This window comes from Pseudomonas sp. HLG18 (genome assembly GCF_051903985.1).
Taxonomy (GTDB): domain Bacteria; phylum Pseudomonadota; class Gammaproteobacteria; order Pseudomonadales; family Pseudomonadaceae; genus Aquipseudomonas; species Aquipseudomonas fluorescens_BT.
On sequence record NZ_CP195831.1, the window covers coordinates 3938811 to 3955443 of the forward strand.

18 protein-coding genes are annotated in these 16633 nt (G+C 59.3%); 1 reads left to right on the forward strand and 17 read right to left on the reverse strand.

Features of this window, described 5'->3' with window-relative positions:
* Window positions 1-163 precede the first annotated feature (163 nt).
* Window positions 164-1384, forward strand: a complete 1221-nt coding sequence (locus ACSPX5_RS18045) for a hypothetical protein (RefSeq protein ID WP_439820021.1) — start codon at window positions 164-166, stop codon at window positions 1382-1384.
* 48 nt (window positions 1385-1432) lie between these two features.
* Here ACSPX5_RS18045 and der read toward each other — a convergent pair whose 3' ends face one another.
* From der to iscR, 17 genes are all read right to left on the reverse strand, one after another.
* The gene (gene der / locus ACSPX5_RS18050) at window positions 1433-2905 is read right to left on the reverse strand and encodes a ribosome biogenesis GTPase Der (protein WP_207867139.1); all 1473 of its coding nucleotides are present in this window, start codon (window positions 2903-2905) and stop codon (window positions 1433-1435) included.
* A gap of 260 nt (window positions 2906-3165) precedes the next feature.
* A complete protein-coding gene (gene bamB, locus ACSPX5_RS18055) occupies window positions 3166-4317 on the reverse strand; it encodes an outer membrane protein assembly factor BamB (protein WP_169431776.1) in 1152 nt (383 codons plus the stop codon).
* On the reverse strand, window positions 4310-4951 hold the full coding sequence (locus ACSPX5_RS18060; protein ID WP_085734102.1) for a tetratricopeptide repeat protein: 642 nt from the start codon (window positions 4949-4951) through the stop codon (window positions 4310-4312). Before ACSPX5_RS18060 ends, bamB begins: the two co-directional genes overlap by 8 nt.
* 41 nt (window positions 4952-4992) lie before the next feature.
* A complete protein-coding gene (gene hisS / locus ACSPX5_RS18065; protein WP_439820022.1) occupies window positions 4993-6282 on the reverse strand; it encodes a histidine--tRNA ligase in 1290 nt (429 codons plus the stop codon).
* A 22-nt stretch (window positions 6283-6304) separates the two neighbouring features.
* On the reverse strand, window positions 6305-7414 hold the full coding sequence (gene ispG / locus ACSPX5_RS18070) for a flavodoxin-dependent (E)-4-hydroxy-3-methylbut-2-enyl-diphosphate synthase (RefSeq protein WP_207867138.1): 1110 nt from the start codon (window positions 7412-7414) through the stop codon (window positions 6305-6307).
* A gap of 3 nt (window positions 7415-7417) precedes the next feature.
* Complete coding sequence (locus ACSPX5_RS18075; RefSeq protein WP_439820023.1) at window positions 7418-8452, reverse strand: RodZ domain-containing protein; 1035 nt, start codon at window positions 8450-8452, stop codon at window positions 7418-7420.
* Window positions 8452-9210, reverse strand: coding sequence for a type IV pilus biogenesis/stability protein PilW (pilW, locus tag ACSPX5_RS18080; protein ID WP_169431780.1), 759 nt, complete (start codon window positions 9208-9210; stop codon window positions 8452-8454). The genes ACSPX5_RS18075 and pilW overlap by 1 nt, the downstream gene beginning before the upstream one ends.
* A gap of 12 nt (window positions 9211-9222) precedes the next feature.
* Window positions 9223-10371 carry a 23S rRNA (adenine(2503)-C(2))-methyltransferase RlmN gene (rlmN, locus tag ACSPX5_RS18085; RefSeq protein ID WP_169431781.1) on the reverse strand — a complete coding sequence of 383 codons (1149 nt, stop codon included), beginning with the start codon at window positions 10369-10371 and terminating at the stop codon, window positions 9223-9225.
* A gap of 28 nt (window positions 10372-10399) precedes the next feature.
* Entirely contained in the window at window positions 10400-10825 is a 426-nt protein-coding gene (gene ndk, locus ACSPX5_RS18090; protein ID WP_439820024.1) for a nucleoside-diphosphate kinase, read from the reverse strand.
* An 88-nt stretch (window positions 10826-10913) separates the two neighbouring features.
* A complete protein-coding gene (gene iscX / locus ACSPX5_RS18095; protein WP_027619659.1) occupies window positions 10914-11114 on the reverse strand; it encodes a Fe-S cluster assembly protein IscX in 201 nt (66 codons plus the stop codon).
* 14 nt (window positions 11115-11128) lie between these two features.
* Entirely contained in the window at window positions 11129-11470 is a 342-nt protein-coding gene (fdx, locus tag ACSPX5_RS18100; RefSeq protein WP_169431782.1) for an ISC system 2Fe-2S type ferredoxin, read from the reverse strand.
* A complete protein-coding gene (gene hscA / locus ACSPX5_RS18105; protein ID WP_169431783.1) occupies window positions 11470-13335 on the reverse strand; it encodes a Fe-S protein assembly chaperone HscA in 1866 nt (621 codons plus the stop codon). The genes fdx and hscA overlap by 1 nt, the downstream gene beginning before the upstream one ends.
* A 51-nt stretch (window positions 13336-13386) precedes the next feature.
* On the reverse strand, window positions 13387-13908 hold the full coding sequence (hscB, locus tag ACSPX5_RS18110) for a co-chaperone HscB (protein WP_169431784.1): 522 nt from the start codon (window positions 13906-13908) through the stop codon (window positions 13387-13389).
* Window positions 13909-13916: 8 nt separating this feature from the next.
* Entirely contained in the window at window positions 13917-14240 is a 324-nt protein-coding gene (gene iscA / locus ACSPX5_RS18115) for an iron-sulfur cluster assembly protein IscA (protein WP_003227904.1), read from the reverse strand.
* A 28-nt stretch (window positions 14241-14268) separates the two neighbouring features.
* Complete coding sequence (gene iscU, locus ACSPX5_RS18120) at window positions 14269-14655, reverse strand: Fe-S cluster assembly scaffold IscU (protein WP_027619655.1); 387 nt, start codon at window positions 14653-14655, stop codon at window positions 14269-14271.
* 101 nt (window positions 14656-14756) lie between these two features.
* Window positions 14757-15971, reverse strand: a complete 1215-nt coding sequence (locus tag ACSPX5_RS18125) for an IscS subfamily cysteine desulfurase (protein ID WP_323161733.1) — start codon at window positions 15969-15971, stop codon at window positions 14757-14759.
* A gap of 50 nt (window positions 15972-16021) precedes the next feature.
* A complete protein-coding gene (iscR, locus tag ACSPX5_RS18130; protein ID WP_007956690.1) occupies window positions 16022-16513 on the reverse strand; it encodes a Fe-S cluster assembly transcriptional regulator IscR in 492 nt (163 codons plus the stop codon).
* Window positions 16514-16633: the final 120 nt, after the last annotated feature.

Genomic DNA, 16633 nt, shown 5'->3' on the forward strand with positions numbered 1-16633 from the left:
GCGCAACACAGAATGCCGCGTCACGCCTTTGATTAGACCGATCGGGCCGTCTCTCGGATGCCGGCCAACAGCAGAATAATGACGAGCTACCTGTTACTTCTGACAGTTGTCGAAATACCCATCGAGGCGTTCACTGTCCGGACTCCGATCAGAGGTCAAAATCATGAGAAAACTCAAGGCGGGTGAACTCGATCCCGGGTTTGGTAATGATGGTATTCATCCATTGGAACCACACGGAGACTTTTTTCAGGCCTTTGGCCTGAGCCGATCAGACAATGGAGAATTGTTCGTTGCCGGCAGCAGTGACGGTTCAGAACGCAACTTTACGAACTTCGTATTGATCAAACTTGATCCGCGGGGAGAACGAGAAAAATCCTTCGCTACGAATGGAGTCCTGGAGGCTCGATTTTCCCCCGATGCCAGTCTTTCCTCCGTCGGACTGAAGGCGTTCCCCCTCGAAAACTCAAATATTGTTCTGATCGGTCAGTTCAACAATGGCACCAATGCGCCCTTGCCCGGTCTAGCACAAGTTCGTCCCGACGGGACGTTCGATACGGACTTTGCTGACCAGGGAACCCACGTTGTTCGCACTTCCCTGATACCGGAATACGGCGCACCGAGCGGAACGGTCATTGACGGCAGCCGTCAATCCAGCGGCGCATGGGTGACGATAAATCCTCACGTTGCGGGTCCTGAACTGACCATGACGCTGATCGTAATGACCCGCGCCAACGGCACGCCAGCCACCGAATTCAATGACGGCAAAGGCTATGTCGAACTCCCGCTCAGTGGTGGCGAGGAAACAAGGCTGAACGCCATCGCAGTAGACCAACGGGATGCAATACTGGTGTGTGGTCATACCACGGATGTTCGAGGCATAAAGACAGGCATTGTCATGCGCTTTCAGCCAAACGGGATGGAAGACAAGAGCTTTGCAAATAACGGAGCACTGCAAAGTACAGAACTGTACTTTGATAATTTGCTTCCTTGCGATGACCGAATCTTGTGTTGTGGCTCAACCCGCTCAGGTGAGGCCCTGATTGCGCAACTGGACCGGGACGGTAATCCACTGCACTCCCCCAGCATTACGCCTGCTGAAGTGAGTACTCGCTGGATCAAGGTCGCATGGCACGACAACCATATTCTTGCACTCGGCGAGCAGCAATTTCCTTTCGGAACCGGAACGGTGGTTGCCCGTTTCAACGAGCGTGGAATTCTCGACCCTTCATTTGGCAGAGATGAGGGCTGGACTTCCATTCTTTTCAACGGACAACCCGCAGAACCTCGGGATATCGTGATCGACTCGTCGGGGATTTTAGTACTGGCATCAGCGAAAGATCTGACCGGATCGCAAACACACTTTCTGGCCCGACTACTGAACTGATCTGACAGCCACAAAAAAGGGCGTCATGGACGCCCTTTCCCGATGGCATCAGCGCTTGTCGCGGCGCTTCTTCTCGCTCTTCTTGTGGTGCGACATCAAGCGGCGCTTCTTGTTGACCTGGCGGTCGGTCAGCGTGTTCTTGTTGCCTTCGTACGGGTTCTCGCCGCCCTTGAACTCGATACGGATCGGCGTACCGACCAGTTTGAGCACGCGGCGGTAAGTGTTTTCCAGATAGCGCACGTACGACTTCGGCACTTTCTCGACCTGGTTGCCGTGGATCACGATGATCGGCGGGTTCGCCCCACCAAGGTGAGCGTATCGCAGCTTGATCCGGCGGCTGTTGACCATCGGCGGCTGGTGCTCGCTGACCGCGTCTTCGAGAATCTGCGTCAGGCGGCTGGTCGGCCAGCGGGTGACCGCGGACTTGAACGAGTTCTGCACCGAGGCGTAGAGGTTGCCCACGCCAGTGCCGTGCAGTGCCGAGATGAAGTGGATATCGGCGAAGTCAACGAAGAACAACCGACGCTGCAACTCGACCTTCACGAAGTCGCGCTCGCTCGGCGTCATTCCGTCCCACTTGTTGATCGCGATCACCAGCGCGCGACCCGCCTCAAGGGCGAAGCCCAGCAGGTTGAGGTCGTGATCGACCACACCTTCGCGGGCGTCCATCACAAAGATCACCACGTTGGCGTCTTTGATCGCCTGCAGGGTTTTGACCACGGAGAACTTTTCGACTTCTTCGTGGATCTTGCCGCGCTTGCGCACACCGGCGGTGTCGATCAGCGTGTACTTCTCGTCGTTACGCTCGAACGGGATGTAGATACTGTCGCGGGTGGTGCCGGGCTGGTCGTAGACGATTACCCGGTCTTCACCGAGCATGCGGTTGACCAGGGTCGACTTGCCGACGTTCGGACGGCCGATGATGGCGATCTTGATCCCGTCTTTTTCGCTCGGACCAGGAATGCGCTTGGCTTCCTCGCCTTCGGCGACCACTTCTTCCTCTTCACCTTCCGCCGGCTCGTCATCATCACGCGGGAAGTCGCTCAGGGCGGCTTCCAGCAGTTGAGTGATGCCGCGACCGTGGGCACCGGCGATCGGGATCGCGTGGCCCATGCCCAGCGGGGCGAATTCGGCGCGGGCCATTTCCGGGTCGATGTTGTCGACCTTGTTGGCGACCACGTGAGAACGCTTGTTACGTTTGCGCAAGTGTTCGGCGATCATCTGGTCGGCGGCGGTGAAACCGGCCTTGGCATCTACCAGGAACAGAACGACATCCGCTTCTTCGATGGCCAGCAGCGACTGCTCGGCCATTTTTTCGTCCATACCATGCTCGTCACCGGAGATACCGCCGGTGTCGATCAGAATGTAGGAACGCCCTTGCCACTTGGCCTCACCGTACTGGCGATCACGGGTCAGACCGGACAAGTCGCCGACGATGGCGTCGCGAGTCCTGGTCAGGCGGTTGAACAAGGTGGACTTGCCGACGTTCGGTCGGCCCACCAGGGCGATTACGGGAACCATGCGGCTCTCCACTTCGTTATTTCAGAAAATACAAAAGCCGCTGCGAGGCAGCGGCTGGTGCTCGGGGCAACGCCCAAAAGCGCTGCAAGCCCCGGTATACCGGGGCCGCCTGGGGGTTTAACCCCAAGCATAGCTAAAGGGCCTGCGTTCGATCATGCGGCGTTAAAAATCAGCTCGGGATGCTCATTGACTGAAGTCAACTCCGCGCCCTCGCTGATTTTTGCCTTGCCTGATCTTCGCTCGGCTCCTTCAGTGAATTGTTACTTGATGGTCAGGGCTTCCAGTTTGCCGCTGTTGCCATACACATAAATCGTGTCACCCACCACCAGCGGACGGGCACGCAGGCCGTCGCTGTCGATGCGCTCGCGGCCGACGAAACGACCGTCCACCTGACTCAGCAGATGCAGGTAACCTTCCAGGTCACCGACTGCAACGTAGCTGGAGAACACTTCCGGTGCCGACAGTTGACGGCGGGCCAGCGAATCGTTGCTCCACAGTGCAGTGGTGGAACGCTCGTCGACGCCTTCAACGGTACCCGAAGACAGGCTCACATAGACGTTGCCGAAACCCTGTGCGATACCGGCGTAGCTGGACGCATCGCGCTGCCAGAGTTGACGGCCGCTTTCCAGGTCCAGTGCCGCAACGCGACCCTGATAGCTGGCAACGTACAGCGTACCGCCGGACAGCAGCAGCCCGCCGTCGATGTCAACCACACGTTCCAGTTCCGAACGACCCTGTGGAATCGCAATCCGCTGCTCCCAGACCGGCACGCCGTTGGAAATGTCCAGAGCGACCACTTTACCGGTCGACAGTCCAGCCACCGCAAGGCGGTTGGTCGCGAGCGGCGCACTGGTACCACGCAGGGTCAGTACGGCAGGGGTGCTGTCATACACCCAGCGCTGGTGACCGGTGGATGCATCCAGACCGATCAGACGATCGTCCTGGGTCTGTACAACCACGATGTCGCCGTTGCTGGCAGGTGGCGCCAGCACTTCGCTGGTCACCCGGGCGCGCCATTTCTCTTCACCATTGATGGTGTCGAGGGCGATGACATCACCACGCAGAGTACCGATCAGAACCAGACCGTAGCCTACGCCGACGGCACCGGAGACAGGCACATCCAGTTCTTTCTTCCACTTCACGTCGCCGTTGCTGCGATCCATGGCCATCACGATGCCAGTAACGTCGGCGGCGTAGATGGTGTCACCATCAATCGCCGGCACCAGCATGTTGTAGGTTTCGCCCTGACCGTCACCGATCGAACGACTCCACACTTTGTGCAGAACCACTTCTTCCTTGAAGGAAGTCAGCTCGGCCGGTGGCAGTTCCTTGGTGCTGTTGCTGCTGCAACCCGTGGCCAGAATGGCCAGAGCCAGCAATGCTGCATGCTTCCAACCGATCACGTCACGCATCCCCTTTGGCCAGGTCGTCCAGCTTGATTTGAAGGCCACCGACCGCCGCTTCATCCGACAGTGCCGCCTTGGCTTTTTGATACGCCGCGTTCGCTTCGTCAGTGCGGCCCAGCTGTACCAGCAGGTCGCCCTTGAGTTCTTCGCGAGTGGCCAGGAACGACTTGTCGGCATCGCCTTCAAGCAGTTTCAGGGCCTCGTCAGCCTTGTTCTGCGCACCCAGCACCTGCGCCAGACGCTGACGGGCGATTTCGCCCAACGCCGCGTTGGCCGGTTTGGCAACGATTGCCTTGAGCTCGGTCGCCGCGTCGTCCAGCTTGCCGCTGTCGACCGCAACCTTGGCCACGAACAGGCTGCCGTACTGCGCGTAGGCAGTACCGCCGAATTCGCTGTTGAGCTTGCCGGCCAGATCCGCAACGCGCGCGGCGTCAGGCTTGCCATCCGGAGTCAGCGTGGTTTCCAGCAATTGCTGATAGAGCACCGAGGCGCCTTGCGACTGGTTGCTCTGATACTTGTGAAATGCCTGCCAGCCGAACACGATGACCAGCGCCAACAGGCCGCCAGTGACCAGAGGTTTGCCGTTGCGTGTCCACCAGTCCTTCAAATCCGCCAACTGTTCGTCTTCGGTACTCGACACCCCAATACTCCTTAATCGCTAAATCGGCTGTTTGGACAGCTTCAACCCTGCACGACGCAGGTGGCCAGGTGAGCGGCAAGCGCATCCCAGGCAATGCTTTGTTGTTCGCCCTGGCCACGCAGGGGTTTGAAACCTACCACTTGCTGGGCCATTTCGTCGTCACCCAGGATCAGCGCGTACAACGCACCGCTCTTGTCGGCTTTCTTGAACTGGCTCTTGAAGCTGCCGGCACCGGCATTGACTTGCAGGCGCAGGTTAGGCAACTGGTCGCGTACACGCTCGGCCAGGGCCAGACCGGCCAGCTCCGCCTCTTCGCCGAAGGCGCAGAGGTAGACGTCAACCTGACGGGAAAGCTCTTGCGGGATCTGCTCCAGGGTTTCCAGCATCAGCACCAGACGCTCGATGCCCATGGCGAATCCGACGCCCGGCGTCGGCTTGCCGCCCATCTGCTCGACCAGACCGTCGTAACGGCCGCCCGCACAAACAGTGCCCTGGGCGCCGAGCTTGTCGGTGACCCATTCGAATACGGTTTTGCTGTAGTAATCGAGACCGCGTACCAGTTTCGGGTTGAGCACGTAAGGAATGCCGACAGCATCCAGACGGGCCTTCAGACCTTCGAAGTGGGCACGGGACTCGTCGTCCAGGTAGTCAGCCATCTTCGGCGCCTCGACCAGGACGGCTTGCGTGTCGGCGTTCTTGGTATCGAGCACGCGCAGCGGGTTGGTCTTCAGGCGACGCTGGCTGTCTTCGTCCAGTTTGTCGTGGTGCGCCGAGAGGTACTCGACCAGCGCTTCACGATAACGGCCGCGGGACTCGCTGGTGCCCAAGCTGTTGAGTTCGAGCTTGACGGCATCACGGATACCCAGCTCGCCCCACAGGCGCCAGGTCATGATGATCAACTCGGCGTCGATGTCCGGACCTTCGAGGTTGAAGACTTCCAGACCGATCTGGTGAAACTGGCGATAACGGCCTTTCTGCGGACGCTCGTGACGGAACATCGGACCGATGTACCAGAGCTTCTGCACCTGGCCACCGCCAGTGATGCCATGCTCGAGCACGGCACGCACGCACGCAGCGGTGCCTTCCGGACGCAGGGTCAGGGAGTCGCCGTTGCGGTCGTCGAAGGTGTACATCTCTTTTTCGACGATGTCGGTCACTTCACCGATCGAGCGCTTGAACAGCTCGGTGAATTCGACGATCGGCATGCGGATCTGCTTGTAACCGTAGTTATCCAGCAAACGCGAAACGGTGCCTTCGAAGTAGCGCCATACCGGGGTCTGTTCCGGCAGGATGTCGTTCATGCCACGAATGGCTTGCAGGGACTTGCTCACAGAAATTCCTTAATTCGTTCGATCAGCCGCGCGCGATGACCGCTGCGTCGGCTTCGACCTTCTCGGCCGCCTTCTCGCGGATCAGCTTTTCCAGCTCGTCCACCAGATTGTCATTCGTCAGCTTATGCGACGGCTTGCCGTCGATGTAAATCAGGTTTGGCGAGCCGCCGGTCAAGCCGATATGGGCTTCCTTGGCTTCACCCGGGCCATTGACCACACAACCGATCACCGCGACATCCAGCGGCACCAGCAGGTCTTCAAGGCGCCCTTCCAGCTCGTTCATGGTCTTGACCACATCGAAGTTCTGCCGCGAGCAGCTCGGGCAGGCGATGAAGTTGATGCCACGGGAACGCAAATGCAAAGACTTGAGAATGTCGTAACCGACCTTCACTTCCTCGACCGGGTCGGCGGCCAGCGAGATGCGGATGGTATCGCCAATCCCCTCGGCGAGCAGCATACCTAGGCCCACGGCGGATTTCACTGTACCGGAGCGCAATCCACCGGCTTCGGTGATGCCCAGGTGCAGCGGCTGAACGATTTCCCTGGCGAGCAGGCGATAGGCTTCGACGGCCATGAACACGTCGGAGGCCTTCACACTGACCTTGTAGTCCTGGAAATTCAGGCGCTCAAGGTGCTCGACATGACGCAATGCCGACTCGACCAGCGCAGCCGGTGTCGGCTCGCCGTATTTTTTCTGCAGGTCTTTTTCCAGTGAACCGGCGTTGACGCCGATGCGGATCGGAATCCCGCGATCACGGGCCGCATCGACCACGGCGCGTACGCGATCCGGGCTACCGATGTTGCCCGGATTGATGCGCAGGCAGTCCACACCCAGTTCGGCCACGCGCAAAGCGATCTTGTGGTCGAAGTGGATGTCGGCAACCAGCGGCACTTTGACCAGTTGCTTGATCTTGCCGAACGCCTCGGCGGCGTCCATGTCCGGCACCGAAACCCGGACGATGTCGACGCCGGCAGCTTCCAGACGGTTGATCTGTGCGACGGTGGCCGCGACGTCGTTGGTGTCGCTGTTGGTCATGCTCTGCACCGCGATAGGTGCATCGCCGCCCACAGGCACGTTACCGACCCAGATCTTGCGTGATTCGCGACGTTTGATTGGAGATTCGCCGTGCATGACTTATTGACCCAACTTCAGGCGAGCAGTCTCGCCACTGGTGAACGGAGCCACATCGACCGATTGGCCGTTGTAGCTGACCTGGGCGCCACGGGCATAACCCAGGCGCACGGCAAACGGTGGCTTGCCGGCGACGGACAGGCTGTCGCCCTTGCGCTTCAGACCACTGAACAGCACTTTGCCGCTGCCATCGGTCACTTGTGTCCAGCAATCGGCGATGAACTGAACCTGCACCTGGCCTTGACCGGCAACCGGGGCAGCCGCAACGGCAGGGGCTGAAGTCGGTGCAGCAACGCTTGGCGTTACCGGCGCAGTAACAACGGGTGCAGGCGCGGCTGGAACGGTTGCCGGCACAGGCGCGGCCGGAGCCGCAACCACTGGAGCCGGGGTGTGGGCCGTCGCGGCCGGGGCCGGTGCCACGGCTGCCGGAGCGGCAGTTTCGGCAACCGTCGATTCAGCGGTGGATTGCGATTGAGGCAGTGCCAAAGCCGTTGCGCCCTCAGCCTCGCCTTCCGCAACAGCCTGGTCTTCCGGCTCGTCCAGCGGGTGGATCTGGGTAGTGCCGTCTGCACCTTCGACTTCCACGTGCTCGGGAGCCAGCGTGGTCAGGTCCTTGGTGCGCAACGAGGTCTGATCCTGCCACCAGACGAAACCGCCGCCGATGACCCCGATCAGTAACAGCAGGCTGACGATCCGCAAAATGGTGTGGGAAACCCGAACCGGTTCTTCGATGCGCCCCAGCGCGTGCACATTGCTGCCCTGGGAGTCGGTGCCGGTGGACTGGTCGAACTGCTGGACCAGAACAGCCTGATCCATGCCGAGCAATTTGGCATAGGCGCGAATATAGCCGCGAGCAAAGGTATGCCCCGGCAGCTTGTCGAACGCACCGGCTTCGAGGTTGGACAGGGAAGTCACGGTGAGGTTGAGCTTGAGGGCCACTTCGGCCAGCGACCAGCCATTGCTTTCGCGGGCCTGGCGCAAGGTTTCACCGGGGTTAACGCGATTCGCTGCTACAACTTCGGGATGCGCCGCTTTCATCATTGCTCCGACAGGTATTGCTGATATTCCGGCGTACCGGGATAGAGTCGTTTTAATTGCAGGCCCGCACTGGCGGCCTTGTCGCGATCTTCAAATACTTTTGCCAACCGAACGGCGAGCAACAGACTACGTGCATTTTGCTCGGAGAGCTGGCTGAAACGGTCGTAATAGTCACGCGCGGGCACATAATGCCTGTCTTCGAATGACAACTCAGCCATTTCCAGCAAGGCCCGTGGTTGTTGCTGGTTCAAACGCAGCGCCTTTTCCAGTTGCTGCTGCGCCAGCTCACGCTGACCAAGCTTCGATGCCGTCATGCCGAGATTCTCGAACACGCGTGAACGCTCAGGATACAGGGTATCGGCGGCGGCCTGCTCAAAACGCTCGTAGGCCTCCTTGTAACGCTTCTCTTCGTAGAGAAAACTGCCGTAATTGTTGAGGATGCGGGCATCGGCGGGACGGGAGGACAGCGCCTTGCGAAAGTGTTCGTCGGCCAGCTTCGGCTCCATTTCCGCCTGGAACACCAGCCCGAGGGCGGCGTTCGCATCAGGATCCGAGCTATCCAGCTCGAGGGCCTTTTTCAACGGCACCTTGGCCCGTTCGGTCATGCCTTGCTGCAAGTATCCCAGCCCCAGCTGCACATAGGCAGCTCGCGCCTCGTCGCGGCCCTTGCTGGTCTTCATCGGGTTGTAATCACCCGACAGGACACAGCCAGCACACAGGCTGGCCAACAGCAACAGCAGCGCAAAGCGCAGGGACATAGAGATCCTCTCTTAATTAGTGTTCGCGGCGTTCTGTGCCAGATCGCTGTCGGCGCTCAATTCGCGCACGGCGATGTAACGTTCACTGCGACGGGTGCGATCCAGCACCTGCCCTACCAATTGACCGCAAGCCGCGTCGATGTCTTCACCACGGGTGGTGCGGACGGTGACGTTGAAGCCTGCCTGATGAAGCTGATCCTGGAATCGGCGAATCGCGTTGTTGCTTGGCCGCTCGTAACCGGAGTGCGGGAACGGGTTGAACGGAATCAGGTTGATCTTGCAGGGAATATCCTTGAGCAACTCGATCATTTCCACAGCGTGCTCAAGCTTGTCGTTGATGTCCTTGAGCAAGGTGTACTCGATGGTCAGCACACGTTTCTCGCCCAGGGCGGACATGTAGCGCACGCACGAATCGAGAAGCATCTTAAGCGGATATTTCTTGTTGATCGGCACCAATTGGTTACGCAATGCGTCATTCGGTGCGTGCAGGGACAACGCCAGGGATACGTCGATGTGCTTGGCCAGCTCATCGATCATCGGCACCACACCCGACGTGGACAGGGTCACGCGGCGCTTGGAGATCCCGTAGCCCAGATCATCCATCATCAGATGCATGGCGGCCACGACGTTGTCGAAGTTCAGCAGCGGTTCGCCCATGCCCATCATCACCACGTTGGTGATGGCGCGGTCGATGGTTGCCGGAACACTGCCGAAGGATTTGTTGGCAATCCACACCTGGCCGATGACTTCGGCGGCGGTGAGGTTGCTGTTGAAGCCTTGCTTGCCGGTGGAGCAGAAACTGCAGTCCAGGGCACAGCCTGCCTGGGACGAAACGCACAGAGTGCCGCGTTTGCCCTGGGGAATATAAACGGTCTCGACGCAGCTGCCGGACGCCACGCGCACCACCCATTTACGGGTGCCGTCGCTGGAGATGTCCTCGCTGACCACTTCGGGACCACGGACCTCGGCAACCGCCTTGAGCTTTTCGCGCAAGGCCTTGCTGACGTTCGTCATGGCGTCGAAATCATCGACGCCAAAGTGGTGAATCCATTTCATTACCTGACCGGCACGGAAACGCTTCTCCCCGATTGAGTCGAAGAATTTTTCCATTTCCGGCTGGGTCAGACCCAGCAGGTTGGTTTTAACAGTCGATGTCGTCATGGATTCACCTTCACTCTTAAGCCAATGCTTAGCGAGTGGTTACTTCAGTAGCTGCGAAGAAGTACGAGATTTCGCGAGCGGCAGCGGCTTCGGAGTCCGAACCGTGAACGGCGTTGGCGTCGATCGATTCAGCGAAATCAGCACGGATGGTGCCGGCAGCCGCTTCTTTAGGGTTGGTAGCGCCCATCAGCTCACGGTTGCGAGCGATGGCGTTTTCGCCTTCCAGAACCTGAACAACGACTGGACCGGAGATCATGAAAGCAACCAGGTCACCGAAGAAACCACGCTCTTTGTGCTCAGCGTAGAAGCCTTCAGCTTCGGCTTTGGACAGCTGCTTCATTTTCGAAGCAACCACTTTCAGACCAGCCTTTTCGAAACGGGTAACGATTTCGCCGGCAACGCCTTTTGCAACGGCGTCAGGCTTGATGATGGAGAAAGTACGTTGAACAGCCATGGTGTAACTCCAGAAACAGTAATTTGCGAAAAATTAAACCCGCGAATTATACGCGGGTTCTTGGGTATTGCCTAACCTGCAAGGACGATCAGTCTACTTCTTCGATCCAGAGCGCCTGAACCGCTTCCAACACCTTCTCACCGACTCGGCCAGAGGTATTGTCGAAATCAGGCAGTTCCATGATCCATCGCTGCAAGTCGACGAAATTGACAGAGAGCGGATCGACGTCCGGCTTGGCTTCGGCCAGCTCTTCTGCAATACGTTGAACATCATTCCAACCGTAGCTCATGACAGTCTTACCAGTCAGTGCGGCGCTTCGGCCGCATGGTTAAGCGAATATTTCGGAATTTCGACGGTGATGTCTTCTTCACCGACGATGGCCTGACAGGCCAGGCGCGAATGCGCTTCAAGACCCCATGCGCGATCAAGGAAATCTTCCTCCAACTCGTCGGCTTCTTCCAGCGAGTCAAAACCCTCGCGAATGATGCAGTGACAGGTGGTGCAGGCGCAGACGCCGCCGCAGGCGCTTTCCATCTCGATGTGGTGTTCGTGGGCCAGATCGAGAATCGATGTGCCGGGCTCAGCCTCGACCACCATGCCCTCAGGGCAGAACTTCTCGTGGGGCAGAAAAATGACCTGCGGCATCAGATATCCTCGATTTCATTCAGATTGCGCCCGGACAGAGCGGCTTTCACCGTCTGATCCATACGACGGGCAGCAAAGGCGTCGGTCACTTGCGACAGACGCTTGGTCTGCTGCTCGATGGCGTAACCATCGGTACCTTTCATCAGTTCGGTCAGTTCCTGCACCTGCAGATCGATGACCATGCGCTCTTCGGCGTCGAGCAAACGCTCGCCATCCGCCTCCAGAGCCCCCTGCACCGCCTCGATCAGGCGCTGGGCATCGACTTGCTGCTCACGCAGAACGCGGGCGACCTTGTCGTCATTGGCATGCTGGAACGAATCCTTGAGCATTTTGGCGATCTCGCCATCGGTCAGACCATACGATGGCTTGACCTGAATGCTGGCCTCAACGCCCGAACCCAGTTCGCGGGCAGAAACGCTGAGCAGACCGTCGGCATCGACCTGGAAGGTGACGCGAATCTTGGCTGCACCGGCGACCATTGCCGGTATGCCGCGCAATTCGAAGCGAGCCAGGGAGCGGCAGTCGCTGATCAGCTCGCGCTCGCCCTGCAACACGTGAATAGCCATGGCCGACTGGCCATCTTTATAAGTGGTGAAGTCCTGGGCGCGGGCAACCGGAATGGTGGTGTTGCGCGGAATCACCTTCTCCATCAGGCCGCCCATGGTTTCCAGCCCCAGGGACAGCGGAATCACGTCGAGCAGCAGCAGCTCGCCACCATCGCGCTTGTTGCCGGCCAGTGTATCGGCCTGGATCGCAGCCCCGATGGCCACCACCTGATCCGGGTCGATTTCAGTCAGCGGTTGGCGACCGAAGGCTTCGGCGACGGCCTCGCGAACACGTGGAACGCGGGTAGAACCACCCACCATCACCACGGCGTGCACGTCTTCCAGCTCGACGCCGGAATCGCGAACGGCACGGCGACAGGCTTTCAGGCTGCGAGCAACCATCGGCTCAATCAGCGCATCAAAGGCTTCGCGGGTCAGCTGTGCTTTCCAGTCACCATAAGCAACTTCAACACTGTCGGCATTCGTCAGGGCTTCTTTGGCCGCACAGGCGGTTTGCAGCAGATTGCGCTGCGCACCCGGATCGAGATCGGCAGACAGGCCCGCGCTCTCGATGATCCAGCCGGCAATCGCGTGGTCGAAGTCATCGCCACCCAGCGCGCTGTCGCCGCCGGTTGCCAGAACTTCGAAGACACCGCCAGTCAGGCGCAGAATCGAAATATCGAAAGTACCGCCGCCCAGGTCATAAATGGCGACCAGGCCTTCGGCATGCTGATCCAGACCATAAGCCACGGCAGCAGCAGTCGGCTCGTTAAGCAGACGCAGCACGTTCAGGCCTGCGAGTTTCGCTGCATCTTTAGTGGCCTGACGCTGAGCGTCGTCGAAATATGCAGGAACGGTGATCACTGCGCCAACCAGCTCGCCGCCCAAGGTCGCTTCAGCGCGCTGGCGCAGCACTTTCAGGATATCGGCGGAGACTTCGACCGGGCTTTTCGGACCCTGCACGGTGTCGATGAACGGCATGTGCGATTCGCCGCCGACAAAGCGGTACGGCAGTTGCTCGCCCAATTGCTTGACGTCGGACAGACCACGGCCCATCAGGCGCTTGACCGACAGCACGGTATTCAGGGGATCGGAGGACGCGGCCAGCTTGGCCGACTCGCCGACTTCGACGCGATCGGCGTGATAACGCACGGCGGAAGGCAGGATGACCCGCCCTTCAGCATCGGCCAGCGGCTCGGAAAGACCACTGCGCAACGCAGCGACCAGCGAATTGGTAGTGCCCAAGTCGATCCCCACAGCCAGACGACGCTGGTGCGGTTGAGGACTTTGGCCGGGTTCGGCGATCTGCAGTAGGGCCATCGTGATCAGGACTTATCTGTATATCAGGCGTGCGACCGGAGCGGCACTGGGTTAATCGTCGAGGCGCTCTTCTAACTGGCGCACTTCGTAGGTGAGCTTGTCGAGGAACTGCATGCGCCGCATCAGGCGTTCGGCCTGTTCGCGCTGCGCCGCATCATCCCAACAGGCTGCGAAGCTTTCGTTCAGCTGTTCCTGGGCAGTTTTCAGGCGACGCTTGAAGGCTGCGACGCCCGCCAGGTCGGCACTGTCCTGCAGATCTTCGAGTTCTTCGCGCCATTGCATCTGCTGCAACAGAAACTCGGGATCATGGACCGTGACTTCCATCGGCACTTCATGACCGCTGATCGTCAGCAGGTAACGCGCACGCTGGGCCGGACTCTTGAGCGTCTGGTAAGCATCGTTGAGCCGAGCGGACTGTTCGAGCGCCGAGCGCTGCTCACGTTCGGAAGCGTCGGCAAAACGATCGGGATGAACGCCGCGCGCCAACTCGCGATAGCGCGTGGCCAACTGCTCGAGATCCAGACGAAAGCCCGGTTGCAGCTCGAATAAAGCGAAATGACAAGGAGTTCCCACGACCAGCCTCAGATGTTGAAGCTTTCGCCGCAGCCACACTCACCGCGCACGTTGGGATTGTTGAACTTGAAGCCTTCGTTCAACCCTTCCTTGACGAAATCGAGCTCGGTGCCGTCAAGGTAGGCCAGGCTCTTGGGGTCGATAATCACTTTTTCGCCGTGACTCTCGAACACCTGATCTTCTGCAACCACCTCGTCGACAAACTCCAGCACGTAGGCAAGGCCGGAACAGCCCGTGGTGCGAACACCCAGACGAATCCCTTCACCCTTGCCGCGCCCGTCGAGGGAGCGTCGCACGTGTCGAGCAGCCGCTTCTGTCATGCTGATAGCCATCGTTGACTCCTTACTCGTCGCCCAATGCTTAGATCAAGCCTTTCTTCTGCTTGTAGTCGCGAACGGCCGCCTTGATGGCGTCTTCAGCGAGAACCGAGCAGTGGATTTTCACCGGCGGCAGGGCCAGTTCTTCGGCCAGCTGAGTGTTCTTGATGGTTTCCGCTTCGTCCAGGGTCTTGCCCTTCATCCACTCAGTGGCGAGGGAGCTGGAAGCGATAGCCGAACCGCAGCCGTAGGTCTTGAACTTGGCGTCTTCGATAACGCCCTGCTCGTTGACCTTGATTTGCAGACGCATCACGTCGCCGCACGCCGGAGCGCCGACCATACCGGTGCCGACATCTGGATCTTCCGCGTCCATCTTGCCGACGTTACGCGGGTTTTCGTAGTGGTCGATGACCTTTTCGCTGTAAGCCATGATTCTCAATCCTCACTCATCAGGGCCGCTCTTGAGACCCTGCAACTGCGCTGCGCAAACCGCCGCGTCGCTACAGGATCTGTATCCGGCGGCTTCTATATTTAGTGTGCCGCCCACTCGATCTTCGAGATATCGACGCCGTCTTTGTACATGTCCCACAGCGGCGACAGAGCGCGCAGCTTGGTAACGGCCTCGCAGACTTTCTGCGCGGCGTAATCGATTTCTTCTTCGGTGGTGAAGCGGCCGAAGGTGAAGCGAATCGAGCTGTGTGCCAGTTCGTCGTTGCGGCCCAAGGCGCGCAGTACGTACGAAGGCTCAAGCGACGCCGAGGTGCAGGCCGAACCGGACGAAACCGCCAGATCCTTGAGCGCCATGATCAGCGACTCGCCTTCAACGTAGTTGAAGCTCAGGTTCAGGTTGTGCGGAACGCGGGCGGTCAGGCTGCCGTTGACGTACAGCTCTTCCAGATGCTCGACCTGCTTGTAGAAACGGTCGCTCAACGCCTTGATACGCACGTTTTCGGCAGCCATGTCTTCCTTGGCCACACGGAACGCTTCGCCCATGCCGACGATCTGGTGAGTCGCCAGGGTGCCGGAACGCATGCCACGCTCGTGACCGCCGCCGTGCATGGTCGCTTCGATGCGCACACGCGGCTTGCGGCTGACGTACAGCGCACCGATGCCTTTAGGGCCGTAGGTCTTGTGGGCAGAGAACGACATCATGTCGACTTTCAGCTTCTGCAGATCGATATCGACCTTGCCAGTGGACTGAGCGGCGTCGACGTGGAACAGGACGCCTTTGGAACGAGTCAGCTCGCCGATAGCGGCGATGTCGTTGACCGTGCCGATTTCGTTGTTCACGTGCATCACCGACACCAGGATGGTGTCTTCGCGCAGTGCGGCTTCGATCATGGCCGGCGTGATCAGACCGTCTTCGGTCGGCTCGAGGTAGGTCACTTCGAAACCTTCACGCTCCAGCTGGCGCATGGTGTCGAGGACAGCCTTGTGCTCGATCTTGGAGGTGATCAGGTGCTTGCCCTTGGAGGCGTAGAAATGTGCCGCACCCTTGATTGCCAGGTTGTCGGACTCGGTGGCACCGGAGGTCCAGACGATTTCGCGCGGGTCGGCGTTGACCAGGTCGGCCACCTGACGACGGGCGTTTTCGACGGACTCTTCGGCCTTCCAGCCGAACACGTGGGAACGGGACGCCGGGTTACCGAAGTTTCCGTCGACCAGCAGGCATTCACTCATCTTTTGCGCAACGCGCGGATCGACCGGGGTGGTCGCAGAGTAATCAAGGTAAATCGGCAATTTCATGGACTATCTCCTAAATCAGGCTGGCTGGCGTGCCGCTAGCTCTCTGGCTGTCATTCGACGGCGGACGCTTCAATCTTGTCCAGGCGCGGCGCCTTGCCATTGCAACGACGCTGATCCTGACGCTGGGCCACTTCCTGTACCTCACGGCGAGTTACGAGGTCGGCCAAGCTGATACCGCTGAGAAATTCGTGAATCTGCAGGCTCAGGTCGCACCACAGGTGATGGGTCAGACAGGTGTCGCCGGAATGGCAATCGCCCTGGCCCTGGCATTTGGTGGCATCGACCGATTCGTTCACCGCATCGATCACCTGGGCGACCTGAATGCCCTGCATGTCGCGGGACAACTGGTAACCACCGCCGGGACCGCGAACACTGGAAACCAGGTTACTGCGGCGCAGCTTGGCGAAAAGCTGTTCGAGATAGGACAGGGAGATGCCTTGGCGCTCGGAGATATCGGCCAGGGACACCGGCCCGTGTTGCGCGTGCAACGCCAGGTCAAGCATGGCGGTCACGGCGTATCGGCCTTTTGTAGTCAGTCGCATGGACAATTACCACGGAGTTCGGAATGGACGGGAGTATGCAATTCCCGAGCATTTAAGTCAACTATAAGACCTAGTGCTTTAGTCGGGTTTACCCGCAAAAGAGCGCGCGAATGATAGCAG